This window comes from Methylobacterium sp. AC690, assembly GCF_979256535.1.
The window spans coordinates 180,979-205,553 of record NZ_CEEDOX010000004.1; the positions used below are offsets into that span (position 1 = coordinate 180,979).

Below are 24,575 nucleotides of genomic sequence, written 5' to 3' on the forward strand. Positions count from 1 at the left end.
GTGATTGACCGCCCGCCGCGAAAACGCCTAACCCGACCGCTAACCGCATGTCGCATCGACGACATGACCCCCGATGGCCGGCCTACGTCTGACCGGTCCCGCCCCGCGAGGACGTATGCCCCCCTTCCGTTCCCTGCTCTCCGCCACGATTTTGGCCAGCACGATTTTCGCCGGCTCGATCCTGGCCGGTACTCCCGGCGCGGCGGTGGCCCAGACCACCCCGAGCCAGCCCGCCCCGGCCGCCGCCTTCACCGATGCGCAGCGGCAGGCGATCGAGGGGATCATCAAGGACTACCTCGTGAAGAACCCCGAGGTTCTGCAGGAGGCGATCGCCGAGGGCGAGCGCCGCCAGCAGGAGACGCAGAAGCTGGCCCAGTCGGCGGCCCTGAAGGAATCCCGCGAGGCTCTGGTCAACTCGCCCCACGGCGTCGTCGCGGGCAATCCCACGGGCGATGTCACCCTGGTCGAGTTCTTCGACTACAATTGCGGGTATTGCCGCAAGGCACTCTCCGACATCCAGGCCCTGATCAAGGGAGACCCGAAGCTGCGCGTCGTCCTCAAGGACTTCCCCGTGCTGGGCGCCGAGTCCCTGGAGGCCAGCAAGATCGCGCTCGCGGCCAAGCAGCAACTTAAGAGCGACAAGATCTTCGAATTCCACACCAAACTCCTGGAATCCAAGGGCCGGGTGAACGGCGAACGCGCCGTGGCCGTGGCGAAGGAGATGGGCCTTGACGTCACCCGGCTGATGAAGGACGCGCAGGGCCCCGAGGTGAAGGCCGCCCTGTCCGAGAATGTCGGCCTCGGCGACAAGCTCGGCCTGTCGGGCACGCCCGCCTTCATCATCGGCGACGAGATCATTCCCGGCGCGGTCGGCCTTGAGCCGATCCGCAAGACCATCAGCGACGTGCGCCAGTGCGGCCACGCCAGCTGCTGAGCCGTCGACGTCCCGAACCGAGTCGTCGATGCCGGGCGCGCTTCGCCCGGCCTTGGCATCCGCCAGCGACCCGAACCGCACTCACCGCCTGACCTGAAGACGACCGAGCCGATGCCCAAGGAGCCGATGTCCAAGAACGACCCCTTCGATCCGGAGCTCGTCCGCGAGCTCGCCAAGCTCATCAACGAGACCGATCTCAGTGAGATCGAGGTCGAGAAGGGGGATCTGCGCATTCGCGTCGCCCGCCGCATCGAGGCGGTTCAGGTGCAGGTCGCGGCTCCCGCGCTGGCTCCGGCGCCCGCGATCGCTGCCGTCGCCGCTCCGATGCCGCTGGCGGGTCCCGGGGGCGGCCTCGACCGCAAGGCCGGTGCGGGCCATCCCGGATCGGTCCCCTCCCCCATGGTGGGCACCGCGTATCGCCGGCCCTCGCCCGAGGCGAAGCTGTTCGTCGATGTCGGCTCGAAGGTCGAGGCGGGTGACAAGCTCCTGCTCATCGAGGCGATGAAGACGTTCAACGAGATCGTCGCGCCCCGCGCCGGTACCGTCACCGCCGTCTTCGTCGAGGACGGCCAGCCGGTCGAGTTCGGCGAACCCCTCCTCGTCATCGAGTGAGCAGCGCCGCACCCATGTTCGACAAGATCCTGATTGCCAACCGGGGCGAAATTGCCCTGCGCATCCTGCGTGCGGCCAAGGAGCTCGGGATCGCCACCGTGGCGGTCCACTCCACCGCCGATGCCGATGCCATGCACGTGCGCCTCGCCGACGAGAGCGTCTGCATCGGCCCGCCGGCGGCGCGCGACAGCTACCTGAACATTCCGTCGATCATCGCCGCCTGCGAGATCACCGGGGCCGACGCCGTCCATCCGGGCTACGGCTTCCTCTCCGAGAATGCGCGCTTCGCCGAGGTGCTGGCTCACCACAATATCGGTTTCATCGGCCCCAAGGCGGAGCACATCCGCATCATGGGTGACAAGATCGAGGCCAAGCGGACCGCCAAGCGGTTGGGAATTCCCTGCGTGCCCGGGTCCGAGGGTGGCGTCGAGGATCCGGAAGAGGCCAAGCGGATCGCCGCCGAGATCGGCTACCCGGTCCTGGTCAAGGCGGCCTCCGGCGGAGGCGGCCGCGGCATGAAGGTCGCCCGGTCCGAGGCCGATCTGGAGCAGGCACTCGGCATGGCTCGCACCGAGGCCAAGGCGGCCTTCGGCGATGACGCGGTCTACCTGGAAAAGTATTTGGAGAAGCCGCGCCACATCGAGGTTCAGGTGCTCGGAGACGGGCGCGGCAAGGCCGTTCACCTCGCCGAGCGCGACTGCTCGCTGCAGCGTCGGCACCAGAAGGTCTGGGAGGAAGGCGGCTCGCCGGCCCTCAACGCCGACATGCGGGCCGAGATCGGCGGCATCTGCGCCCGCGCGATGCAGGAACTGCAATACCTCGGCGCCGGAACCGTGGAGTTTCTCTATGAGGACGGGAAGTTCTACTTCATCGAGATGAACACGCGCATCCAGGTCGAGCATCCCGTCACTGAGATGATCACCGGCATCGACCTCGTGAACGAGCAGATCCGCGTCGCCGCCGGTCTGCCCCTGTCAATGACGCAGGACGAGATCAAGGTGGAGGGGCACGCCATCGAGTGCCGCATCAATGCCGAGCATCCGGCGACCTTCCGGCCCTCGCCGGGTCTCATCACCTACTTCCATCCGCCCGGCGGCCTCGGCGTGCGCGTGGATTCGGCCGTGTTCCAGGGGTATCGCATCCCGCCGAACTACGACTCGTTGATCGGCAAGCTGATCGTGCACGGACGCACGCGCAACGAGTGCCTCATGCGCCTGCGTCGCGCGCTCGACGAGTTCGTGGTCGACGGTGTCGACACCACGCTGCCGCTCTTCCGGACCCTGGTGCGCAATCCGGATGTTCAGAACGGCGAGTACGACATCCACTGGCTCGAGAAGTTCCTGGCCGATGGCGGCCTCGACGAACCGTCGACGCCGTAGGCCCGGGGGAACAGGGACGGCGCAGACTCGTTCTTCAGCGTCTGCCCAGGCTTGGCGGCAGGTGTTGTCGTCGAGCCGCTCTGCAAGGAATACCCCTCCCGTGCGCCTGACCATCCCGCTTCTCGCCGGCCTTCTCCTCGCCGGTCCTGCCCTCGCCCAATCGCCTTCGGGCAACGTCGGACAGCCCGAGCGAGCCGTCCCGCAGGCAGGCGGAACCACCCGCGGGCCCATCGACAACCCCTCGACCCGCGACATGGCGCCGGTCCCGGGCGCAACGACCGCTCCGGTCGGTGAGCGCGGCATGAGCCCCGGCGCCGGCGCGATCGATTCGGCCAAGGGCGGCAATGCGAACGACACCAACCGCGGCGTCCCGAACACCGGAAGCACTTCGGGCGGCCCTGCCCGCTGATTGCGCAACCCTCGACGCCGGGTTTCCCCGGACCGTTCGACCTTGAGCCGGCCCCGAAACGGGCCGGCTTTTTCATGCCTCTGCAAGACTCTCCAGATCATCGTCGTCGCATGTGCGTTCACGCACAATCGAATTGCGCGCTAGCGACCTCTGGCGTGAGCTGGATCATCTCTTTCGGCCGGCGCTGGCTGTACGGACTGACCTGAACTGAGCCGTCCGAACCCCTTTTGCTGACCCATGGGAATGAACGCGTTCCCTTCCAGAGCCGCCGGCTGCGACAGATTGCCAGCAAAGGAACGGCCGGAACGCTTTGATCCGTCACGACTTCTTCCCCCACACCAGCCGGACGGAGACGGAGCGGGCCTTTCGCGCCCCGAAGCCATCTGCCTTGCTGGAGACCGTTTTCCTATCGACCGACCGTCCGAAAGACCGCCATGCGCACCTTCAGCCTTACCTTCGTCGCCGCCTCCCTGATCGCCTCCGCCGCCCTGGCCCAGTCGCCGTCCGGCAATGTCGGCCAGCCCGAGCGGGCGGTTCCGCAGGCCGGCAACACCACTCGCGGCCCGATCGACAATCCGTCGGCCTACGGCGCCTACCGCAATGCCGACGGCCGCACCGACATGGACGTCACCGGTTCGGTCGTCGAGGCGCCCTACACCACCAACCGCGAGGCGATCTTCGAGGATTCCGCGAAGGGTGGTAACGCCGAGCAGCCGAACCGCACCGTTCCGAATCTCGGCACCACCTCGGGTGGCCCGAACTTCTAAGCAGCAGCGCCGTCCGGCATGAGAGGGTGGAACCGAGAGGTTCCGCCCTTTTTCATGGGTTCGAGCCCCCGTGCGGCGAGCCTTCCTCTGGTCTTCCGTGCGGCACCGCTTCAAAATCATCCCATGTACGATGGCGACCGCGTCGAGATCACGCCCGAGATCCTGCTGAAGGCGTATGCGGCGGGCATCTTCCCCATGGCGGAAGATGCCGACGATCCGGCCATCTACTGGGTCGAGCCCCGGGCCCGCGGCGTCCTGCCCCTCGATGCCTTCCACGTCGGCAAGCGTCTCGCTCGCACCGTACGCTCGGACGTCTTCGAGGTTCGAACCGATCAGGATTTCGGGGCGGTCATCGCCGGGTGTGCGGCGCCGCGGGGTGACGCGGAGCGGACTTGGATCAACGGCCGGATTCGCGAACTCTACGGCGCCCTGTTCGACGCCGGGCACGCTCACACCGTTGAGGTTTTCCTCGACGGTCAGCGGGTCGGCGGTCTCTATGGGGTTTCCCTCGGAGCGGCGTTCTTCGGCGAGAGCATGTTCCACACCGTCCGCGACGCCTCGAAGGTCGCCCTGGTGCATCTGGTGGCCCGTCTGCGCGCGGGCGGCTACCGCCTGGCCGACACGCAATTCGTGACCGACCACCTCACGCAGTTCGGCGCCGAGGAACTCCCGCGCCACATCTACAAGCGACGCTTGGCCGAGGCGATCAACCTTCCGGCCGATTGGACCATCTGGCCCGGGGACGGTTCGGTACGCGGGCACCAGATCCTGGACGCCTTGGCCCGGGACTGAAACGCGTCGACCGCATCCTACCGGAAGAGGGCGTCGAAGAGCGTTTGGGGCTGCTGCGGCGGCGGCGCCGGGGCAGGCCCCTCGTTCGACGGGAAGAACTTACGCGACGGCTTCTGCCTGGGCTGGACCGGCACCCCGCGCGGCGCTTCCACATCCACCTGCCCGTTCGGATTCACCTGCTGGGCGGTCCGGGTGGCGTCCTGGCCAGTCTTCGGACGCCGTGTCTTTTCCGGCTTCGACGCCATGGCAGGAACGTCCTCCTGCTCGCGCGCCTCGGCGATCACGTCGGCGCCGCCCTTACAATCGACGAGCCAGACATCGTAGATCGGATGCTCGATGGCGTGCAGGCCGGGGCTCGACGCGAACATCCAGCCGGTGAAGATGCGGCGGTACTTGTTGTCGAGCGTGACCTCGTCGACCTCGAGGAAGCCCGTGGTCTTCGGGCTCTCGGTCGGAGGCCGGCTGTAGCAGACCCGCGGTGTCAGCTGCAGCGCGCCGAACTGAACCGTCTCGTCAACCGCCACCTCGAAGGAGACGATCCGCCCGGTGATCTTGTCGAGGCCCGAGAACACCGCGGTGGGGTTCTTGATCTTGTCGGCGGCGGCCGGAAGGCTGCAGAGGCCGATCGCGACCGACGCGAGGAGGAGACGCTTGACCACGGAGCGAGACGATCCTGCTGTGCTGCGGCTCACGGGCGACCCTCCTCGCAGGCGCCCCGGGCGGGCGCGACGACGCGAGGTCTTCTTAAGCGCGCGAAGATTGGTGGAAAAAGGGCCGGCGCCCGATCGGGCGCCCTGCCCTCAGTTGCCCGGGCTCCAGGGCACGTAGTCGCCGGTGGCGGCGGGGCGCTGGCCGACATTCAGCTGCGAGCCGCGCGGGCGGTAGGCGCCGCTGGTGCCGGTCAGGTTCTCCACATAGGGCTTCTGCCAGGCGCGCGGCGTGTAGTCCTGTTCGCTCGGGGGCACGTCGCCGTTGTGGCAGAGCCAGGCACGCCAGCCCGGGGGCACCTTCGAGGCGTCGGCATACCCGTTGTAGACCACCCAGCGCCGCTCCGTGCCGACGGAACGGTCGATCAGCGCGCCCTGCGCCCGGTAGTAGACGTTGCCGAGATCGTCGGTGCCGACGCGTTGCCCCTTGCGCGCCGTGTAGAGCGCGAGCGACATCGTCTGCCCGTTCCACCAGGTGAAGATCCGCAGGAGCGTGTCCTTGAGAGCCATCGCGTTCGCCTGAATGGGGCGCCCGTGCCCCGTCATCGTGTTCCGGCGCGGACTATGGTGAGGCGCATCCGCGAAGTCCAGTCGCGAGGCGGCACCTGCGAAGCGCGGGATTGGTGCCCCATGCGGCGGAAATCCCACACCCGGCGCCGTTAACCATCCGGGCACCCCATCCGAGCACGGAACCGCCTGTGGGCGGAAAATTTTTCGCGGCTGAATCCGCCAAGCCGAAAGGGCACTTACGGATCCGCCCGCGATATCCACAGCTTTAAGACGTGACCCACTACATCTAGCCAGGAACAGGCAGCCGGCACACTAGTTATTGACGTGAGGCCCCCGGCCGGCATACCTTCGGATCATCGCCGAGGCTGTCGCGTCACCGGCGGATCACCGAATTTTCGATATCGATTCTAGCGCTCCGCGGCGTCCGCGGTCGCTCGCCTTCATCATTCTTCGACACGGCGCCGCACTTCTTCAGGCGGCTCGGGAGACAGGTTCCATGCGGTTCGAGCGGCGCCATACTACGGCCGGACAATCCCCCTACGCGACGATCCCCTTTCGCAAGACCCTGAGCGAGATCCGCAACCCGGACGGCTCGACGGTCTTCCGCCTCGATGGGATCGAGGTGCCGGAAAGCTGGTCCCAGGTGGCCAGCGACGTCCTCGCACAGAAGTACTTCCGCAAGGCCGGGGTGCCGGCGGCGCTGAAGAAGGTCGAGGAGAACGACGTGCCGTCGTTCCTGTGGCGCTCGGAGGCGGATCTCGCGGCCCTGGCCGAGCTGCCGGAAGCGGAGCGCTACGTCTCGGAGATCTCCTCGACGCAGGTCTTCGACCGTCTGGCAGGCTGCTGGACCTACTGGGGCTGGAAGGGCGGCTACTTCACCTCTGAAGAGGATGCTTCGGCGTTCCTCGACGAGCTGCGCTTCATGCTGGCGCGCCAGATGGTGGCGCCGAACTCGCCGCAATGGTTCAACACCGGCCTGCACTGGGCCTACGGCATCGATGGCCCGGCGCAAGGCCACTACTACGTCGATTATCGCACCGGTGAGCTGACGAAGTCCGCCTCGTCCTACGAGCACCCGCAGCCGCATGCCTGCTTCATCCAGGGCGTGCAGGACGACCTCGTCAACGAGGGCGGCATCATGGACCTCTGGGTCCGCGAGGCGCGCCTGTTCAAGTACGGCTCGGGCACCGGCTCGAACTTCTCCATGCTGCGCGGCGAGAACGAGAAGCTCGGTGGCGGTGGCAAATCCTCCGGCCTGATGTCCTTCCTCAAAATCGGAGACCGGGCCGCCGGCGCGATCAAGTCGGGCGGCACCACGCGCCGCGCGGCCAAGATGGTCATCGTCGACATCGACCATCCGGATATCGAGCAATACATCGATTGGAAGGTGAAGGAGGAGCAGAAGGTCGCCGCCCTCGTCACCGGTTCCAAGATCGTCTCCAAGCACCTCACCGCCGTGATGAAGGCCTGCACCCAGTGCGAGGCCGAGGGCGATGCCTGCTTCGACCCCGAGCGCAATCCCGTCCTCAAGAAGGCCGTGAAGGCGGCGCGCAAGGATGCGGTGCCGGATTCCTACACCAAGCGGGTGATCCAGTTCGCCCGCCAGGGCTTCACCAAGATCGACTTCCCCGTCTACGACACCGACTGGGATTCCGAGGCCTACCTCACCGTCGCCGGCCAGAACTCCAACAACTCGGTCTCCCTGACCGACGACTTCCTGCGCGCGGTCGAGTCGGATGCCGACTGGAACCTGACGGCCCGCACCACCGGCAAGACCACGAAGACGCTGAAGGCGCGCGACCTGTGGGAGAAGATCGGTGAGGCCGCCTGGGCCTCGGCCGATCCGGGCCTGCACTTCAATACGACGATGAACGACTGGCACACCTGCCCGGCCGGCGGCCGGATCCGGGCGTCGAACCCGTGCTCCGAGTACATGTTCCTCGACGACACCGCCTGCAACCTGGCCTCGGCCAACCTGCTGACGATGTATGACCGCGCCACGAACCACTTCGACGTCGCCGCCTTCGAGCACCTGAACCGCCTCTGGACGGTGGTGCTCGAGATCTCGGTGATGATGGCGCAGTTCCCCTCGAAGGAAATCGCCGAGCTCTCCTACCGCTACCGCACCCTCGGCCTCGGCTATGCCAATATCGGCGGCCTCCTGATGAGCATGGGCCTGCCCTACGACTCCGAGAAGGGTCGTGCGCTGGCCGGCGCCCTGACGGCGATCATGACCGGCGTGGCCTACGCCACCTCCGCCGAGATGGCCGGCGAACTCGGGGCGTTCCCGGCCTACGAGGAGAACGCGGACGCCATGCTCAAGGTGATCCGGAACCACCGCCGGGCCGCCTACGGCGAGGCAGAGGGCTACGAGTTCCTCTCGATCGCCCCCGTGCCCCTCGACCTCGCCAACGTGCCACAGACCGACATCGTCGAGCGGGCGAAGCATGCCTGGGACCGCGCCCTGGCGCTGGGCGAGGAGCACGGCTACCGCAACGCCCAGGCCACCGTCATCGCGCCCACCGGCACGATCGGCCTGGTGATGGATTGCGACACCACCGGCATCGAGCCCGACTTCGCCCTGGTGAAGTTCAAGAAGCTCGCCGGCGGCGGCTACTTCAAGATCATCAACCGCGCGGTGCCGGACGCCCTGCGCACCCTCGGCTACCGCGAATCCGAGATCGCCGAGATCGAGGCCTACGCGGTTGGCCATGGCTCCATGGGACAAGCTCCGGCGATCAATCCCGGGTCGCTCCGCGCCAAGGGCTTCACCGACGACAAGCTCGCAGCGGTCGAGGCGGGCCTGAAATCGGCCTTCGACATCAAGTTCGTCTTCAACCGCTGGACCCTGGGCGACGACTTCCTGAAGGATGTCCTCAAGGTCCCGGCCGAGAAGCTCGCGGATCCGACCTTCGAGATCCTGCCCTTCCTTGGGTACTCCAAGAAGGACATCGAGGCGGCGAACACCCACATCTGCGGTGCGATGACCCTTGAGGTAGCCCCATTCCTCAAGACGGAGCACTACGCGGTGTTCGACTGCGCCAACCCGTGCGGACGCATCGGCAAGCGCTACCTCTCGGTGGAGAGCCACATCCGGATGATGGCGGCGGCGCAGCCCTTCATCTCGGGCGCCATCTCCAAGACGATCAACATGCCCAACGACGCGACGGTCGAGGACTGCAAGAACGCCTACAAGCTGTCCTGGACCCTGGCCCTCAAGGCCAATGCGCTCTACCGCGATGGCTCGAAGCTCTCGCAGCCCCTGAACTCGGCCCTGATCGCCGACGAAGACGACGAGGCCGAGGATCTGGTGGAGGCGCTGATCGCGGCTCCGGCCGCCGCCAAGGCCGCGCAGGTCGCGGAGAAGATCGTCGAGCGGGTGATCGAGCGCGTCGAGCGCATCCGCTCCCGCGAGAAGATGCCCCATCGCCGCAAGGGCTACACCCAGAAGGCGGTCGTAGGCGGGCACAAGGTCTATCTGCGGACTGGTGAGTACGACGACGGTCGCCTCGGCGAGATCTTCATCGACATGCACAAGGAGGGGGCCACCTTCCGCAGCCTGATGAACAACTTCGCCATCGCGATCTCGCTCGGGCTCCAGTACGGCGTGCCGCTGGAAGAGTACGTCGAGGCCTTCACCTTCACCCGCTTCGAACCCGCGGGCTTCGTGCAGGGCAACGACGCGATCAAGAACGCGACCTCGCTCCTCGACTACGTGTTCCGCGAGCTGGCCGTGTCCTATCTCGGCCGCGCCGACCTCGCCCATGTCAGCCCGTCCGAGATCGGCGGCACGGTGATCGGCGGCGGTGAGACGGAGACCACCCGCGAGCCCGGAAAGACCGAGACCACGGCGGCCAGTGTCGTCTCCCGTGGCCTCCTGCGCGGCTCGGCCGACCGCCTGACCCTGATCCAGGGCGGACCGGCCGGTGGTACCGTCGGAATCGGCGCGGCCAGCTCCGGCCAGACCGCCCCGGCGGGCGGCGTGGTCCATGCCCTGCGCGGTGCCACGGCGCTGAAGGCCGAGCCGGTCCAGGCCGGCCAGGCCGAAGCCCTGGTCGATGCCCTCCCCTTCGCCAAGCCCGATCCGATCAAGCCGGAGCGTACGGTCTCCGATCGCCGCGCCGAAGCGAAGATGAAGGGCTACGTCGGTGAGGCCTGTCCGGAATGCGCGAACTTTACGCTGGTCCGGAATGGCACCTGCCTGAAGTGCGACACCTGCGGAAGCACAACGGGGTGCTCATAGTTATTCGGTAGTGCGTTAGGCCGAGATCCAAAGTTTCGCCTTCAGACGCCAAGGTTTGGCATCGAACCAACCTAGAGTGATTAGGACATTTGGGCAGCCGTGTACCGGCTGCCCAAATCACCAACGGAACAAAACAGGCACGGGTTTTTCACCCCGTCGGGGACGGCTACGTAACCCTTGCGGACTTCACGGCGATCAGCAAATTCAGACGTAACACGCCCCAAGAGGCGATGGGATCGCGTTGGCCCTGCCCATTCATGTCCTGAGACCTATCAGTCTTTCGGCCAAACTCGCCGACGCGAAGTCGCCGCGATTGAGGATCTGGCTCGCGCCGCGAAGCTTGCTTCGATCCTCTGCCGAGAATTCTCGGCCCGTCAGGACAATCACCGGGATGTCCGAGCAGCCGGGCACGGCCCGAACGCCCTCCAAGAAGCCAAAGCCATCCATGATCGGCATGTTCAGATCCACGATCACGACATCCGGCTTGGTCTCGCTTGCCTGCCGCAGGCCTTCCCTGCCGTTCATGGCCTCCACGACCGTCCAGCCGTCCTCCTCCAGGGTGGAACGCATCGCCATGCGGGTAACGGCCTCGTCCTCGACCAGAAGCACGGTGCCGCGCCGGTCCGGCTCCGCCAGCCTGAACTGGTTCACGATCTTGCCGAACCGAGTCCAGTCGACGGGCTTCAGCATGTAATCCGAGGCACCAAGCGAGGCCGCGAGGTTGCGCTGATCGATGGAGGTCACCATCACGACCGGGATGGGCGCCAGCATCTCATCCGCCTTGATCTGGCTCAGCACCGACCAGCCGTCCACGCCCGGCATCATCACGTCCAACAGAATGGCCCGTGGCCGCAGCTTCCGGGCGAGATCGAGCCCGCTCCTGCCGCTCGTGGCGGTCTGGACTCGGAAGCCCTCACGATGAAGAAACCTCGTGGTGAGCGCGAGTTGGTCCGTATCGTCGTCGATCACGAGGATGACGTCGCCTCCCACCGCATCGTCGGCGATCACATCCGGATCGGGAGAGGCTTTCTCGTCGCTTGGAGAAAGGAAGGTTGCCGGGACGGTGAACGTAAAGGTGCTGCCCTGGCCAGGAATGCTGGACACCGTAATGGTCCCCGCGAGCATGTCGGCGAAGGCACGCGTGAGCGAGAGGCCAAGCCCGGTGCCCCCGAAGTTCCGGGTCGTGGAGGCATCAGCCTGCTCGAAACGCCGGAACAGGCGCGACACCTGCTCGGCCGTCATGCCTATGCCCGTGTCGGAGACGGCGAACGAAAGCCGATCGGTACCCGAGCCGTCCGTGATGCGCGAAGCGGAAAGCGTGATCACCCCAGTTTCGGTGAACTTCGCTGCGTTGCTCAGGAAGTTGAAGAGCACTTGCCGCGTCTTGGTGAGGTCGGAATGCATCCGGCCCAGCTCAGGTGGGAGCCGCATTTCCAGGGTATTGCCCTTCTTGCCGACCAGGGTCGCAACCGAACTCGCGACATCGCGCAGCATGTCCTCCACTGCGAAGTCCTCGACGTAGACCTCCATCTTGCCGCTCTCGACCTTGGAAAGGTCCAGCACGTCGTTGATGAGCCCGAGCAGGTGACGGGCATTGCGCTCGACCTTGCCGATGTCGGCGACCAAGTCCGACGCCGCACAACCGTCCGAAATCTCCTCCCCCATCATCTCGCTATAGCCAATGATGGCGGAGAGCGGCGTGCGGAGTTCATGGCTCATGTTGGCCAGGAAATCGCTCTTCGCCGCGTTGGCTAGCTCCGCCGCTTCCTTGGCGGCCTCCGCGACGGCGTTCGCGCTGGTCAACGCCGTCTCTCTGTCGACGAGGATGTGGTTCGCGGCGTTAAGCCGTTCCAGCGTGGCTTCGTTCTGCGCCACGGATCGACGTAAGGCGTGGCAGATCCACACCATGGTCGCGCCGACCAGAACGTACTGACACAGCAGGGCAGCATCGACGCCATCGAGGGACCCGTCCCGCGTGTAGAACCACGCGGCAATCAGGGTGGACAACGACAGTGCCAGCGTTCCTGCACCCGAGCCAAAGGCTAGGCTTACAACGAGCAGGACTGGGATGTACAAGAGGAACGGTGCGACATAGGCCGGAGCTAGGAACCGAACGAACGTCATGATGCCGATCAGCAGCAGCGTGACGCCGTAGTCGATGACGGGCGAAGGACGTCGGAGGGCGACCGTCCCGATCAGTTTGTGCAATCTACTCATAGGATGTGAGTGTCACGACCGAGATGCTTTGGGAAGCGAAGGGTTACCCCACTGCCCGGTTAAAATACGACATTGATCTTTTCGGTAGTTGTGTCTGGTGTTCGATTGTTTCCCTGACGCTCGTGACTGCAGAAGCCAAGGCCCGACAAGGCGGATTTCTGCCAGTACGGTTTTGAGTTCAAGACTCGAAGTCGTGGTATTCGCTGCACAAGCGGCGCTCGGCCGCCTCTCGCCTTCAACGGACTTTCAGGTTCGAGTTCCCGAAGATCTCCTGTCGTGAGATCAGACCAGACCTGGGAAGGGTCCAACGGTCACCGCAGTTTCGGGCCGTGCTCTGCAATTGCCGAGCCCGGCTCCGCCAAACTACTCGGCGATGCATGGAAGGGAGACGGCCTTCACGCGCCGAGGTCCGGTCGAGGATCTGGTCGACGCCGAATTCCGCATGAAGGCACCGGCACCGGTTGCGCTCAGGCCGGGCGCAACGGCCAGACCAGCGCAATCATAGGGATCCCGACCGCCACGACAATGAGCGAAAGCGGCAGTCCAAGCCGGGCATAATCGCCGAAGCGATACCCTCCCGGACCCATGACCAAGGTGTTGCACTGGTGGCCGATGGGCGTGAGGAAGTCGCATGCGGCCCCCAGTGCCACGGCCATAAGGAACGGGTCCGGCGCCAAGCCGAGCTTCGTCGCGAGCTTGGCGGCGATGGGACCCATGACCAGCACCGTCGCAGCGTTGTTGAGGAACGGCGTCACAGCCATGGCCAGCACCAGGATGGTGCCCATCGCCGCGATGGGCGGCAGGTCCTGCACCAACGTCGTCAGATGCGCCGCAATGAGGTCCGCGCCACCTGTGCTGGTTACGGTCTCCGAGATGGGGATGAGGGCACCGAGCAGCACGAGCACGGGCCACTCGACGGCTTGGTAGGCCTCGTGCGGTGTCATGCTGCGAAGGAGAAGCACGGCGACGACGGCCCCGAAGAAGGCCACAGCCACGGGCACCACGTGCAGGGCCACCAGGCCCATGGCAACGGCCAGGATCGCGGCCGGGATCCAGCTCCGGTCGTTCCGGCCGAGCGCGATCTCACGCGCGGCAAGGGGGAGCACGCCGAGCGCGCCCAAACTTGGACCGAGAGCGGCCGTGCGCCCGCGCATCACCACGACATCCCCTGCACGGAACCGCACGGCCGAGAGGCGTTGTTCGATGCGGCGACCGCGTCGACTGACGGCGAGGATGAGGACGCCCTGGCGTTGCTCCAGATCGAGCTGGGCTGCGGTGTGCCCGACGAGCCCGGACTCGGCGGTAACCACCCCCTCCATGACTACGGCTTCGGCCTCCGGCAGCGCCCCGGCCAGCACAAGGTCCGCGCGCGCCACGAAGCGCTCAAGGGCGTCCGGCTCTCCGCTCAGGAGCAACACGTCATCGGCTTGAAGCCGGAAGTCCGGGCTGGCGGGATACCGACGGAAGCGCTCGCGCAGGACGGTCGCGATCCGGACATCGCCATCGGCCAGGGCCTCGAGCTGCCCTAGGGTGCCGCCTATCCCCGGATGGCCGGCCGGCAGGCTTGCCTCGGTGGTGTAGCGTTCGAGGTTGAACGCCGCGTCCATGGCGCGTGCCCCGCTGTCGCGGCGTGGCAGCAGCCGCCAGCCCAGGCACAGGAAGAGGAAGCCGACACCCGCCACGCACAGCCCGACCGGCGCGTAGTCGAACATGCCGAAAGGCTGCCCGGTCATATCGGCCCGGACCTTGGAGACGATGACGTTGGGCGATGTGCCCACCAGGGTGACGATGCCGCCGATCAGGGACGCGAATGCCATCGGCATCAGGAGGGTGGAAGGCGATGTGCCGGTGCGGCGGGCGAGTTGCAGGGCGATGGGCATGAAGATCGCCAGCGCGCCGACGTTCTTCGTGACCATGGAGAGGAGCAGGACCCCGCCCGCGAGGGCGGTGACCTGCCGTTGTGCGCTCGTCAGATGCGGCAGGATGGGACGCATCAGCGTCTCGACCGCACCGGAGCGCGCAATCGCCGTCGACAGGACGAGCGCGCCCCCGACGATGATGACGATGTCGTCGGAGAAGCCCGAGAACGCCTTCTCGGCCGGCACCAGGCCGAGCGCGATCCCAGCGGCCAGGGCAGTGAGCGCAATGAGATCGTAGGGCAGCCGGTCCCAGATGAAGGCGGCCACGGTGATGCCGATCAGGCCGAAGGCGAGCACTTGATCGAGGGTCATCGCGTGAGCACCTGGGAAGACCGCAGTGGCGGGAGGCATGGAATGGAGACGGGCATGCGGCGATCCGATGGGTGGTACGGCCCCCAACCCGCCGGAGGCTCGGGCGTTCACTCGGCGAGGCATCCGCGATGAACCTTCGCATCAACACGCCTTACGCATCTCCCGATGCACAGGAGGAACTCGAGCCCCAGTCGCCTGACAGGGGCGTGGACCGCCGCCAGCGCGAAGTCGCGCCGGCGCAGCGGCAGATCGCCGAGGTGATCGGTCAGAAGGTGCTGCACGGCTGGCTTCAGAACCGGCACCAGACCGCCATTCCCCTGAACATCAACCTCGGCCGCCTTCAGCAATCGGAGGCGGAGGCCGTCGTGCGCTTCGCCGCCGTTGCAGCCCTCGCCGGCGGCGAGGCATCGGTGCACGGCGCGGTCAGGTCCTGGCTTGCCGGGGCCGGGACCGCACCCGACCTGCTCGCCACCTACGACGCGGCGCTGCAATCACCGCCCGCCCTGGACAAGGCACTGGCCACTATCGCGAATGCGGACCTCGCGCTCGTCGCCTTCGTGCTGGCGCTGGTCGCCGCTCGTGACGCCGGTCCGGCGGCGCGGGCCTTCGCCGATTACGTCGCAGCACACCGGTCCATACCAACCGCGACCGTGCGCGCAGCCTTGCGCCGCCACCGTTCCTGATCAGGGTCCCTCGGCCCCCTCGGTCAGCGCCTGAAGCACCGATTGAAGCGCGGCGTCCTCCACGAGGAGGTGGCGGGAGATGTCGGCCAGCGTCAGCCATCCGACCACCGCGCCCGCGCCGTCCACGACCGGAAGGCGCCGGACGTAGTTGGCGATCATCAGATCCATGGCGACGCGAAGCGTGTCTTCGGGGCCGCAGGTCAGGACGGGCCGAGACGCAACCTCCTTCACGGAAACCGTCGACGGGTCCCGGCCCCGTGCCACCACGCGGTAGAGCAGGTCGCGGTCGGTCACGATGCCATCGAGCCGCTCGGCGGTGCCCACCGGCAGGGCCCCGACTTCGATCTCACCCATCAGAATGGCCGCGTCCTGCGCGCTCGCATGCGCTTCGATGAACTCCACGTCCCGTGACATCACGTCGACGACGCGCAGGTGTTCGGCGGACAGCTTCGTCATCGGACCTCGGATCGTACACGGGAAGACGGGGCGGCCTCGTGGGACCAAACGCCGTGCCCCGCCAGCTGGAGCACGTCCGCGATGCCCCCAAGGCCATCTTGAGGGGACCGACCTGTCGTCGGTCGGCCGGGGACATCGACGTACGATGTCCATACGAGTGCCCGTCCTGGCCGTCCATGCGGATGACCAGGCTGCCGATGATCTCGTACGTCTTCGTCGCGATCCGTATGCCTCACCGCCGCCGCCAGCGAGATCTTCTCGGCGACCTCCAGATCCGAGCCATACCGGATCGAAATCGACCGCTCCTCCCCGCGGTAAGCGACACCGTTTGCGACCGTCAGCTTCGCGAGCCCCTACCTGGTCTTGCAGGCTGGCCCGGTATCGGTCGCGTCGATGTCAGCGCCCACCGGTGATGGCGCGCATCGGCGCGCCAGCGAGATCGGCGCCGGAGCCCGCGGTGTCGCGCAGGCCGGAACCGACGTTCGACAGGTGCTCACCGTAAGTCTCGCGCGTCTGCGGGTCGATGAGCGCCACCGGCGCGGCCACGGCCAAAGCTGCTCCCGTCGCCACCGTCGAGGCCGCGCCAGCAGCGGTGCGCACGAGATGGTCGCCGATGCCCACTTGTCCGTCGGAGATCGGCTGGCCATCGGCGAGGCGCTTGCCGAGAAGGGCGACCACGTCACCGCTGGCGAACTTGCCGTGGTTCAGGGCGTCCACGGACTTCACGGTGGTCAGGTTCAGGACGCCGATGTTCTCCCGCTCCAACTCTGAGCGGTAGGGCTCGACGTTCGGATCGATGGCCCCCAGCCGCACGCTGTCGCCCCAGACGAGACGGGAGACGGCCAGTGCTTGGTCGTCGTTCGAGACCATCAGGGTCAGCCGCGGCCGGTCCTTGCCCATGTCGTGGAAGGCCGCCCGGGCGAGATCCATGTCGACGTCGGGCGCGGCCAGGATGACGTTGCGGATCTTCGGGGCAACGCGCCGGTCGCGGATGGCCATCTGGCGCAGGCTCTCCAGCGTGAGCCAGTTGCCCATCGAGTGTGCCAGGACGGTGACCTCGCCGACGTTCGAATCCTGAGCGAGGTCTCGCAGCAGTGTTTCCAGGCCATTGCGCGAGAAGTTGGTGCTCTCGCGGTCGTAGCCGTAGGCGAGTACAGAGCCGCGGGACGGCCACGTGAACAGCACCGGGGCGACCTCGGCGCCGGAATCGTGCACGATTTGCGCGAAGCGGAAGACGGCGTCCTCGAACTTGTTGTTGAACCCGTGCACGAACACGAGGACATGGCGTTTGGCCCCGCGTCGGACGGCGCGGCCGGTCCAGGCGGCGACCTTCGAGCGGTCGACGGGCTCGGCCCGAAGCGCGACGAAATCCGTGGCCGGGTTACCCGGCAGGGATTTGGGCCACTGCACCGAACCCGGCTGGCGGGTAGCGTCCGGGGGTATCGAGATGGCGAGGTCGGTGTAGGTCACGGCGTCGCCGCGCTCGCCCGAGAACAGGACGCCTCGGTCGGTCGCCGACTTGCGGGTCGTGGCGACGAGCATGTCCACCCGGGACGTACCCGGAATCTGATCGATCTGGGCGATGGGCAACAGCACCCCGCTCGGGCGCCCCGAACAGGCGGGAAGCGCCAGGATCAGCAAGGCGGCCAGCATGCCGCGAGAGCTTCGCATCTTCTGCACCGACACCCGCACCAATCGTCCGATATCCTCGTAATGGCCGTGACGGGCAACGGTTTACGAACCGTCAAGGCTGAGACGGACTACGAGGCGATTGCGGCGCGAGGCAGGCTCATGCGAGCACCCGGCGGGAGCCCACAATGCCCGTTACCTTGCCGTGCGGGATGCGAGAGACGCACGGACGTCCTCGGTCGGCGACGCTTTTGATAGCGGAGACAACCGCGGACGGAACAAGACAGGACGACCGGCCTTGGATCTGCGATGCCGAGCCCGGTCGGCTCCGACGACTGACCGAGGTATGGGAGCGAGACCGCATTGGAAGTCATCCACGACGACCCGCCCATGCCGCAGGAGATCGCCCGCGGGTTCTACCCGGCGTTCGAGGACGGGTGGCGCAAGGCCGAGGTCGCGGGGCGCCTGGTCATGCTCGCCTTCGTGCTGGTCTGCGCCTTCGGCCTGCTTGGGCACGGGCCGTTCAGCGAGCGAAGCATCACCAACGCCGATGGATCGATCAGCATCCGATACGAGCCGGTGGTGCGCTTCGGCGCCCCCACCATCGTTCGCTTCGACACCCGCGTGCCCCCGGGCGGGGACAAGGTGGCAGTGACCATTGCCAAGGATCTGGTCGACCAGTTCGGCCTCGAGAGCATCACGCCCAGGCCCGCGACTTGGGAAGTCGTCGGCGGCGGCATCCGCCTCGTGTTCCCGGTGCAGGCGGGCGAAAGCCACGCCCTGATCCGCTTCACGGGTTCGCCGGCCTTCCGCGGCGGCGTCGATCTCACCGCCCGCCTCGATGCGGGCGAAACCTTGTCTTGGTCACAGTACGCGGTGCCTTAGCCATGAACACCGTCCTCAAGGCTGCGGCGGCCTACGTCATCGTTCTGTTCGTGATCCGGCTGATTGGGCGGCGCACCGCCAGCCAGCAAGCCCCCATCGACATGGTGGTGCTGTTTCTCTTCGGCGGCATGAGCGTCAGCGCCATCCTGGGCGACGACCACTCCTTTACAGGCGCGATGAGCGCCCTGTTCACCGTCGGACTGATGCACGTCGCCGTGTCGTGGCTGAAGCTGCGCTACGTCTGGTTCGAGCGCATCTGCGACGGCACACCCATCGTCGTTTACCGTGACGGCGACTGGGACGAGATCCACATGCGGCGCTTGCGCATGCAGCAGGCCGACGTGCGCACCGCCGCGCGCCAGCAGGGCCTCGACGACATGGATAAGGTCGCCGTCGCCATCGTTGAGCGCGACGGCAAAGTCTCGCTGATTGAAAAGGCGTGACCCCCTTGGAATCGGTCCCGGTTCACCGATTCGCGAGGCACGTCCCTGCGCCCTAGGGGGGCGGCAACCACTTGGCGTGGGCCGTGTTGTCGACGGCACCCAGCAGTCCGCAGCGCGTCACCCCGTGGCCTTGCGTCGGCGAGCGCATCCGCACCCGACCGCGAGCCGATGATGACTGATCCGACGACGTTTCCGCCCAAGGTCCGCGATAGACGCCGCCTCGACGCACTCCTGGACCACGACATCCTCGACACGCCACCCGAGAAGGGCTTTGACGACATCGTCACGCTGGCCCGGATGACCTGCGACGCCCCGGTCGCCCTAGTCAGTCTCGTTGCCGGAGACCGGCAATGGTTCAAGGCACGCTCCGGTTTCGCCCCCTGCGAGACGACGCTGGACAAGTCCATCTGCGCGCACGCCCTGGGCGCCCCGGACCTGCTGGTGATCCCGGACCTAACGCAGGATCCCCGTACCAGCAGCAACCCCCTCGTCACCGGCGAGCCGTACCTGCGTTTCTACGCGGGGGCCCCGCTCGCGGCGACCGGTGGCGAACACCTGGGTAGCTTGTGCGTGATCGACCTCGTCCCTCGACCGATGGGGCTCGACGACCGGCAAGCGGAGGCGCTGCGTGCGCTCGCCGGGCAGGTTATGTCTCAGTTAGAGCTCCGTCGCTCGGGGTTCGAGCGCGAACGCATCCTCGTGGGCCAGGCCGCGCTGATCACCCAGCAGGACGCGTTGATCGCCGCTCAGGCCGCAGTGACGCGCGCGGCCGGTGACAGGGACGCCATCCTCGACGCCCTCGTCGCGGGAGTCATGGAAACCGTCCCCCAGGCGGAGGGCGGCGTCATCGAACTGCGCGAGGGGGACGCACTGGTCTATCGCTCGGGCCGCGGGGCGCTCGCCGCCCATGTCGGTCGCCGCTTACCCCTCGACGGCAGCCTCTCCGGCCACTGCCTGACCACCGGCAAGCCGGTACTCTGCCCGGACGTACTCACCGACCCGCGGGTCGACCGGGACGCCATTTCCGCCCTGGGGATGCGATCGGCCATCTACGTGCCGATCGCCAGGGGCAGCGCGCACATCGGCGTGCTCAAGCTGCAGTCGAGCCAACCAGACGCGTTCTCGGGTCGGGACCTGCGCAATGCGACGCTGTTCGCCGGGATCATCCCGGCCGGGCTCGCCGAGGCCGGCGAGGCAGAAGCACGGCGCGGCATGCGCCTTGGCGAGGCAACGCTCCGGACCGTCATGGAGACGCTGCCCGTCGGCGTCATCATCGCCGAGGCACCGTCCGGTCGCATTGTCGGCCATAACGTCCGGACCACCGCCATCCTGGGCCATGAGGTGATGCCCGACGCGGTCCAAGGCGAGCCCGAGCGCTGGGTCGGCTTCCACGCGGACGGACACCCGGTCGAGGCGGACGAATGGCCCGTCCCCAAGGTCGCCCGCGACGGCGGGCAGCAGGACGCGTTGGAGGTCGAATACCAACGGGGTGACGGCACGCGCGCCTGGGTCGAGTTCCTGGCCGCCCCGTTGCTCGACGTCGACGATCGACGGATCGGAGCCGTCATCGTTGTCACGGACATCGACGGGCGCAAGCGGGGGGAGCTCCAATTGGCCGCTGCCAAGGTCGCCGCAGAGGAGGCCAATCGGGCCAAGAGCGAGTTCCTCGCGAACATGAGCCACGAACTCCGCACCCCGCTCTCGGCGGTCATCGGCTATTCCGAGATGCTGCAGGAAGACATGGAGGATGTCGGCCAAGCCGACCTCTTGCCCGACGTGAGGAAGATCGAGGCGAACGCGCGCCACCTGCTCGGACTGATCAACGACGTCCTGGACCTCTCGAAGATCGAGGCCGAGCGGATGGAAACCTACGTCGAGGCGTTCAGCGTCGATGCCGTCGTCCGCGACGTAGCCTCGACGGTCGAATCCCTCGTCGCCGCCAAGGACAATGTCCTGGCTCTGAATCTTGGCCCGGACCTCGGCGAGGCGCGCACAGACGCGACCAAGCTGCGCCAGTGCCTCATCAACCTGCTCAGCAACGCTGCCAAGTTCACGGAAGGCGGGCGGATCACCCTCGAGGCCGAACGGGGCGCCCGTGATGGCGTCGATTGGCTGACCTTCCAGGTGAGCGACACCGGCATCGGCATGAACTCGGAGCAGCAGGCGCGGCTGTTCGAGCGCTTCACCCAGGCCGATGCCTCGACGACCCGGAAGTTCGGCGGCACGGGGCTCGGCCTGTCCATTACCAGGGCGTTCGCTGCCATGCTCGGCGGTGACATCGCGGTGGCGAGCGAGGAGGGCCGCGGCACCACCTTCACCATGTCGGTCCCAGCGTGCATCGCCGGGACCAACGACGAAGCGGAGCCGAACGGGAGCGCGGGCTTTGCGATTTCGGACGAGGCGTCTCGGCAAGGCGTCGTCCTTGTCGTGGACGACGATCCGGCGACGCGCGAACTCCTCACCCGCTTCCTGGAGCGCGACGGCTTCGAGGTCGTGGCCGCCCTTGACGGGCGCGAAGGCCTCGACATGGCGCGGGCGATCCGCCCCCGCGTGATGCTTCTCGATGTCACGATGCCCCAGATGGACGGCTGGTCGGTTCTGCGTGCCCTCAGGGGTGACCCGGATCTCGGCGACACCCCCGTGATCATGGTCACCGTGCTGGACGAGCAGAACTTGGCCTTTTCCCTGGGTGCCACCGACTATCTGCAGAAGCCCATCGACTGGGACGAGCTTCACGCAGTGATGGAGCGCTTCCGCCCCCGGGAGCACGAGGGACCGTTGCTCGTGATTGACGACGATGCCGACACGCGTGTGCGGATGTCCACGCGGCTTGCCCGGGAAGGTTGGCGGGTCGCGACAGCCGAGAACGGCAAGGCCGGGCTTGCGGCGGTGGCGGCCGAGCGCCCCGGCTTGATCTTGCTGGACCTGATGATGCCGGAGATGGACGGGTTCGCGTTCCTCAGGACGCTCCGTGCCAAGCCAGAATGGGGTTCGATCCCCGTCGTCGTGTTGACGGCGAAAGACGTCGACGGCGAGGACCGACGACGGCTCGCGGGACGAGCCGACTGCCTCCTTCGAAAGGGCCAAGTCGGCATCGACGACCTACCCGACTTGCTGCGCCCGTTCGTCTCGCCGAAGCGGTAAGCTGCCGATCCCGAGGCACGTGTCCTGTGAAGCCGCTAGCCCTGGGCGTCCTAGTCTGATGGAAGAAAGTCTACCGGCGGGCTCATGCTGCGGGACGGGAAAGGGTCAGGTCGAGATGCGCGCGCTCCGTGTCCCGTCCCATCCGCCGATCCAGGCGAAAACTCGACGGTCCAGTCCAGCATGGCAGTGACGCCTCGACGAGGCGCAGAACCCCGTCACGCATCCCCGATGGCGCTGTCAGCCATGCGTTACGCCCCGAGTCGATCAGCGCGAAACGTGTGGCCCAAGCCCTGCCGCTGGCTTGCGGCCTCGCATGGCTCAGGACTGCACATTGGTACCCGTACCGACCCCTGAGGTCTCGAAGCCGTGGATCGTCGCCCATTTCACCGATTGCTCGATCAACCGTCGTCGCTCTGCCGTGGCTTCCCTTCGTCATCCACGGCCACGTAGGTGAAGAGGCCCTCGGTCACCTTCTCGGCGTCCCCTCCGGTACGATCGCGGACCCAGACTTCGACCTTCACGCCGAACGACGTCCCACTTTCGTCCTGAACGGTACAGTAGCAACTCACCTCGTCGCCCACCGCGATGGGACGGAGGAAGCGCATCGCGTCGATACTGACGGTTGCAACGCGTCCCTTCGCTCGCTGGGCGGCGAGGGTGCCGCCGGCCAGATCCATCTGGGATACCGTCCAGCCACCGAAGATCGCACCCGCCGCGTTCGTGTCGCGCGGCATGGCGATCGTGCGCAGATGCGGACCGTCCGAGAGCCTTGATGCCATGTCGCTCATGATGAATTTCGTGCTCCGCTTCCCTGGTCGCACCGACCGACCAAACGTATTTCGCTAGTCCGGTTTACCCGGGGTCATTCCGCGGCTTCCCTGCGTCCCTCGTCCACGTCGGCCTCCTCATCGGCGTCGACACCGTCCTCCAACTGCTCCTCATCGTCCGTCGCTTCCTGTGGGGTAATCCCGAACCCGGCGGCGACGTCGGGTGCGAAGCGAAGCAGATCGGGGTTCGGGGCGTTCAGCAGCACGTACTGCGAGGGATGGAACGAGAGCCGGATGTCGTAGGCCCGAGCCTTGGCGCCGAACGCCCGCAACTCGGCATCGCTCTCCGCTACCATGTTGTGGAACTGAGGCATGTCCGGGTGGGTCGCGTAGGGCGCGATGTCCGACGACATGCGGTACATGTCGAGGTTGTTGGATTTGAGGTAGTCCAGGACATGATCGAGCAGTTCGAGCGAGCACTTGAGGTGCGGGTCCTTCTGCCAGCGCCGGGTGTCCTGTGACTTCAGGTCGGGCCGCCCCATCACCTTGACGGGAAAACCCAGCCGAAGGGGACGATCATCGGCGGTCATGCCTGCACCTGTGCCTGGGGAAACCCGAGTTTCCGTATGAAGTCGTTCCAGTCGGCGTTGCGTAGTGCGCCGCCGGTCGCCTGGGCGTGACCGTTGCCGTAGCGCCCGTCGGCGTTCTCCGGGCGGTGCTCCGCGAGAAAGGCGATGAGGTCGCGCCCGCTGGCCGACCTAGCGGCGAAATGCACCCAGCCGGGGCGATAGCCCGCGTTGGCGGCGATGACGATCTTGTCCTTGAGACGCCCACGCCATTGCTGGGCGATCAGGGGGTGGATCTGGCATGGGGAGTCGAGCGCGATCAGCGCAACGTCGCCACCGATGGCGGGCGGGACGCGCTTCGCGACGTCCATGGCGGCGCGGACCTCCGCCTTGGCCGCGTGCAAGGCGAGCGCATCGGCATCGTCGCCCTTGGTGATGCGTTTGGGGCCGTCCGATGCCAGCAGAAGGCGTAACGCCGGCCCTGCATCGGCCGCCGCGGTCCGGCGGGGAGCGTTGACGAGCGACGTGGCATCGCGAAGGGCCGTCTTGCCCCAGCGAACCTGGGCCTCGGCGATCTCGGGGAAATCGAGGCCCTCGGCCATGTCGCCGATCAGGCCCACCGCCGCCAGCCACAGAAGGTCGGCCTGATCTCCCAGGGCACCGGCGGCCCACCAGGCCAGCAAGGCGGTGGTCGGCTCGGGGTCGAGGCCGTTGCCGCTGATCGTGATGGCGTCCCTCGGTTCGCCGGTTGGCACGTGGTGGTCGATGACGAGCGTCGGGCAACCCGACAACACGGGATCGGCTCGGGTGCCGAGGTCGGCGACGATCAGGCCGCCGGGCTCGTGCGCGCCGAGCCGGTGGGTCACCTCCGGGTCCCACGGCGACTCTCCCTTGCCCACAACCACGGACACCGCTTCCCTTCCCGCCTGCCGAAGGGCGCGGATCAGGATGGCGGCCGCGGTCAGACCGTCCGCATCGAAGTGACTGACGACCAGGACGGGTCGACCTCGCTTGAACGTGGCGAGCGCAGCCGTCATCGCGTCTCGCGCAGCCCCCCGTACCTCGCCGTCAGGTGACAGGCTTCCGACGATCTGCGCCTCGGCGATCTTGCCCATTCGACACCTTGGTTTGTGTTGGCCGAGCGAACGCCACCTCGAACTCGTGCAACGCTCGAACCCTCTCATCCGCCGACGAACCGAGG

20 protein-coding genes are annotated in these 24,575 nt (G+C 66.8%); 11 read left to right on the forward strand and 9 right to left on the reverse strand.

All coding sequences use genetic code 11. The features are described from left to right. The first annotated feature begins 115 nt into the window (after positions 1-115). From AC0IY1_RS06280 to aat, 6 genes are all read left to right on the forward strand, one after another. Entirely contained in the window at positions 116-934 is an 819-nt protein-coding gene (locus AC0IY1_RS06280; protein WP_471768484.1) for a DsbA family protein, read from the forward strand. Positions 935-1,060: 126 nt separating this feature from the next. Beyond that, positions 1,061-1,546 (forward strand): acetyl-CoA carboxylase biotin carboxyl carrier protein, encoded by a 486-nt coding sequence (accB, locus tag AC0IY1_RS06285; protein WP_471768485.1) that lies wholly within the window; start codon positions 1,061-1,063, stop codon positions 1,544-1,546. A gap of 14 nt (positions 1,547-1,560) precedes the next feature. Then, entirely contained in the window at positions 1,561-2,925 is a 1,365-nt protein-coding gene (gene accC / locus AC0IY1_RS06290) for an acetyl-CoA carboxylase biotin carboxylase subunit (RefSeq protein ID WP_055952406.1), read from the forward strand. A gap of 100 nt (positions 2,926-3,025) precedes the next feature. Beyond that, a complete protein-coding gene (locus tag AC0IY1_RS06295; RefSeq protein WP_055952403.1) occupies positions 3,026-3,334 on the forward strand; it encodes a hypothetical protein in 309 nt (102 codons plus the stop codon). Positions 3,335-3,768: 434 nt separating this feature from the next. Next, positions 3,769-4,101 (forward strand): hypothetical protein, encoded by a 333-nt coding sequence (locus AC0IY1_RS06300; protein WP_103709177.1) that lies wholly within the window; start codon positions 3,769-3,771, stop codon positions 4,099-4,101. Positions 4,102-4,224: 123 nt separating this feature from the next. Further along, positions 4,225-4,893: a leucyl/phenylalanyl-tRNA--protein transferase gene (aat, locus tag AC0IY1_RS06305; RefSeq protein WP_471768487.1), complete on the forward strand. Its 669-nt coding sequence runs from the start codon at positions 4,225-4,227 to the stop codon at positions 4,891-4,893. 17 nt (positions 4,894-4,910) lie between these two features. Here aat and AC0IY1_RS06310 read toward each other — a convergent pair whose 3' ends face one another. Beyond that, positions 4,911-5,552 carry a DUF2155 domain-containing protein gene (locus tag AC0IY1_RS06310; RefSeq protein WP_471768489.1) on the reverse strand — a complete coding sequence of 214 codons (642 nt, stop codon included), beginning with the start codon at positions 5,550-5,552 and terminating at the stop codon, positions 4,911-4,913. 141 nt (positions 5,553-5,693) lie between these two features. Next, positions 5,694-6,110 (reverse strand): NADH:ubiquinone oxidoreductase subunit NDUFA12, encoded by a 417-nt coding sequence (locus tag AC0IY1_RS06315; protein WP_103709220.1) that lies wholly within the window; start codon positions 6,108-6,110, stop codon positions 5,694-5,696. A gap of 496 nt (positions 6,111-6,606) precedes the next feature. Between AC0IY1_RS06315 and AC0IY1_RS06320 the strand changes: the two genes are divergently transcribed. Next, positions 6,607-10,353, forward strand: coding sequence for a vitamin B12-dependent ribonucleotide reductase (locus AC0IY1_RS06320; protein WP_471768491.1), 3,747 nt, complete (start codon positions 6,607-6,609; stop codon positions 10,351-10,353). 255 nt (positions 10,354-10,608) lie between these two features. Here the strand turns inward: AC0IY1_RS06320 and AC0IY1_RS06325 are convergent, their stop codons facing one another. Next, positions 10,609-12,570, reverse strand: a complete 1,962-nt coding sequence (locus AC0IY1_RS06325; RefSeq protein WP_471768492.1) for a response regulator — start codon at positions 12,568-12,570, stop codon at positions 10,609-10,611. Between the two features lie 467 nt (positions 12,571-13,037). Further along, on the reverse strand, positions 13,038-14,801 hold the full coding sequence (locus tag AC0IY1_RS06330; protein ID WP_471768494.1) for an SLC13 family permease: 1,764 nt from the start codon (positions 14,799-14,801) through the stop codon (positions 13,038-13,040). Positions 14,802-14,929: 128 nt separating this feature from the next. On the opposite strand from AC0IY1_RS06330, the gene AC0IY1_RS06335 reads away from it, so the two are divergent. After that, positions 14,930-15,484, forward strand: coding sequence for a hypothetical protein (locus AC0IY1_RS06335; protein WP_471768495.1), 555 nt, complete (start codon positions 14,930-14,932; stop codon positions 15,482-15,484). Here AC0IY1_RS06335 and AC0IY1_RS06340 read toward each other — a convergent pair whose 3' ends face one another. Both AC0IY1_RS06340 and AC0IY1_RS06345 read right to left on the reverse strand, forming a co-directional pair. Further along, positions 15,485-15,940 (reverse strand): CBS domain-containing protein, encoded by a 456-nt coding sequence (locus AC0IY1_RS06340; protein WP_471768496.1) that lies wholly within the window; start codon positions 15,938-15,940, stop codon positions 15,485-15,487. A 396-nt stretch (positions 15,941-16,336) separates the two neighbouring features. Next, a complete protein-coding gene (locus AC0IY1_RS06345) occupies positions 16,337-17,611 on the reverse strand; it encodes an alpha/beta hydrolase (protein WP_471768498.1) in 1,275 nt (424 codons plus the stop codon). A gap of 348 nt (positions 17,612-17,959) precedes the next feature. On the opposite strand from AC0IY1_RS06345, the gene AC0IY1_RS06350 reads away from it, so the two are divergent. The 3 genes from AC0IY1_RS06350 (at position 17,960) to AC0IY1_RS06360 (ending at position 22,041) form a co-directional block, all read left to right on the forward strand. After that, positions 17,960-18,454: a hypothetical protein gene (locus tag AC0IY1_RS06350; protein ID WP_471768499.1), complete on the forward strand. Its 495-nt coding sequence runs from the start codon at positions 17,960-17,962 to the stop codon at positions 18,452-18,454. A 2-nt stretch (positions 18,455-18,456) separates the two neighbouring features. Then, positions 18,457-18,897 carry a DUF421 domain-containing protein gene (locus AC0IY1_RS06355; protein ID WP_055952372.1) on the forward strand — a complete coding sequence of 147 codons (441 nt, stop codon included), beginning with the start codon at positions 18,457-18,459 and terminating at the stop codon, positions 18,895-18,897. A 171-nt stretch (positions 18,898-19,068) separates the two neighbouring features. After that, complete coding sequence (locus tag AC0IY1_RS06360) at positions 19,069-22,041, forward strand: response regulator (RefSeq protein ID WP_471768678.1); 2,973 nt, start codon at positions 19,069-19,071, stop codon at positions 22,039-22,041. A gap of 398 nt (positions 22,042-22,439) precedes the next feature. Here the strand turns inward: AC0IY1_RS06360 and AC0IY1_RS06365 are convergent, their stop codons facing one another. The 3 genes from AC0IY1_RS06365 to AC0IY1_RS06375 all read right to left on the reverse strand — a co-directional run bounded on the left by AC0IY1_RS06365 (position 22,440) and on the right by AC0IY1_RS06375 (position 24,489). Continuing rightward, complete coding sequence (locus AC0IY1_RS06365; protein WP_471768500.1) at positions 22,440-22,829, reverse strand: acyl-CoA thioesterase; 390 nt, start codon at positions 22,827-22,829, stop codon at positions 22,440-22,442. Positions 22,830-22,903: 74 nt separating this feature from the next. Continuing rightward, positions 22,904-23,398 (reverse strand): hypothetical protein, encoded by a 495-nt coding sequence (locus AC0IY1_RS06370; RefSeq protein WP_471768501.1) that lies wholly within the window; start codon positions 23,396-23,398, stop codon positions 22,904-22,906. Then, positions 23,395-24,489 carry a DHH family phosphoesterase gene (locus AC0IY1_RS06375; RefSeq protein ID WP_471768503.1) on the reverse strand — a complete coding sequence of 365 codons (1,095 nt, stop codon included), beginning with the start codon at positions 24,487-24,489 and terminating at the stop codon, positions 23,395-23,397. The genes AC0IY1_RS06370 and AC0IY1_RS06375 overlap by 4 nt, the downstream gene beginning before the upstream one ends. Positions 24,490-24,575: the final 86 nt, after the last annotated feature.

What these genes read in the sequence shown, in the direction of transcription:
- AC0IY1_RS06300 (WP_103709177.1), top strand. Translation starts at nt 3,769, where the DNA reads ATGCGCACCTTCAGCCTTACCTTCGTCGCCGCCTCCCTGATCGCCTCC.
- AC0IY1_RS06345 (WP_471768498.1), bottom strand. Translation starts at nt 17,611, where the DNA reads ATGCGAAGCTCTCGCGGCATGCTGGCCGCCTTGCTGATCCTGGCGCTT.
- AC0IY1_RS06330 (WP_471768494.1), bottom strand. Translation starts at nt 14,801, where the DNA reads ATGACCCTCGATCAAGTGCTCGCCTTCGGCCTGATCGGCATCACCGTG.
- AC0IY1_RS06375 (WP_471768503.1), bottom strand. Translation starts at nt 24,489, where the DNA reads ATGGGCAAGATCGCCGAGGCGCAGATCGTCGGAAGCCTGTCACCTGAC.
- AC0IY1_RS06360 (WP_471768678.1), top strand. Translation starts at nt 19,069, where the DNA reads ATGACTGATCCGACGACGTTTCCGCCCAAGGTCCGCGATAGACGCCGC.
- AC0IY1_RS06365 (WP_471768500.1), bottom strand. Translation starts at nt 22,829, where the DNA reads ATGAGCGACATGGCATCAAGGCTCTCGGACGGTCCGCATCTGCGCACG.
- AC0IY1_RS06315 (WP_103709220.1), bottom strand. Translation starts at nt 6,110, where the DNA reads ATGGCTCTCAAGGACACGCTCCTGCGGATCTTCACCTGGTGGAACGGG.
- AC0IY1_RS06350 (WP_471768499.1), top strand. Translation starts at nt 17,960, where the DNA reads ATGCCGCAGGAGATCGCCCGCGGGTTCTACCCGGCGTTCGAGGACGGG.
- aat (WP_471768487.1), top strand. Translation starts at nt 4,225, where the DNA reads ATGTACGATGGCGACCGCGTCGAGATCACGCCCGAGATCCTGCTGAAG.
- AC0IY1_RS06325 (WP_471768492.1), bottom strand. Translation starts at nt 12,570, where the DNA reads ATGAGTAGATTGCACAAACTGATCGGGACGGTCGCCCTCCGACGTCCT.
- AC0IY1_RS06370 (WP_471768501.1), bottom strand. Translation starts at nt 23,398, where the DNA reads ATGACCGCCGATGATCGTCCCCTTCGGCTGGGTTTTCCCGTCAAGGTG.
- AC0IY1_RS06335 (WP_471768495.1), top strand. Translation starts at nt 14,930, where the DNA reads ATGAACCTTCGCATCAACACGCCTTACGCATCTCCCGATGCACAGGAG.
- accB (WP_471768485.1), top strand. Translation starts at nt 1,061, where the DNA reads ATGTCCAAGAACGACCCCTTCGATCCGGAGCTCGTCCGCGAGCTCGCC.
- AC0IY1_RS06280 (WP_471768484.1), top strand. Translation starts at nt 116, where the DNA reads ATGCCCCCCTTCCGTTCCCTGCTCTCCGCCACGATTTTGGCCAGCACG.
- AC0IY1_RS06340 (WP_471768496.1), bottom strand. Translation starts at nt 15,940, where the DNA reads ATGACGAAGCTGTCCGCCGAACACCTGCGCGTCGTCGACGTGATGTCA.
- accC (WP_055952406.1), top strand. Translation starts at nt 1,561, where the DNA reads ATGTTCGACAAGATCCTGATTGCCAACCGGGGCGAAATTGCCCTGCGC.
- AC0IY1_RS06320 (WP_471768491.1), top strand. Translation starts at nt 6,607, where the DNA reads ATGCGGTTCGAGCGGCGCCATACTACGGCCGGACAATCCCCCTACGCG.
- AC0IY1_RS06355 (WP_055952372.1), top strand. Translation starts at nt 18,457, where the DNA reads ATGAACACCGTCCTCAAGGCTGCGGCGGCCTACGTCATCGTTCTGTTC.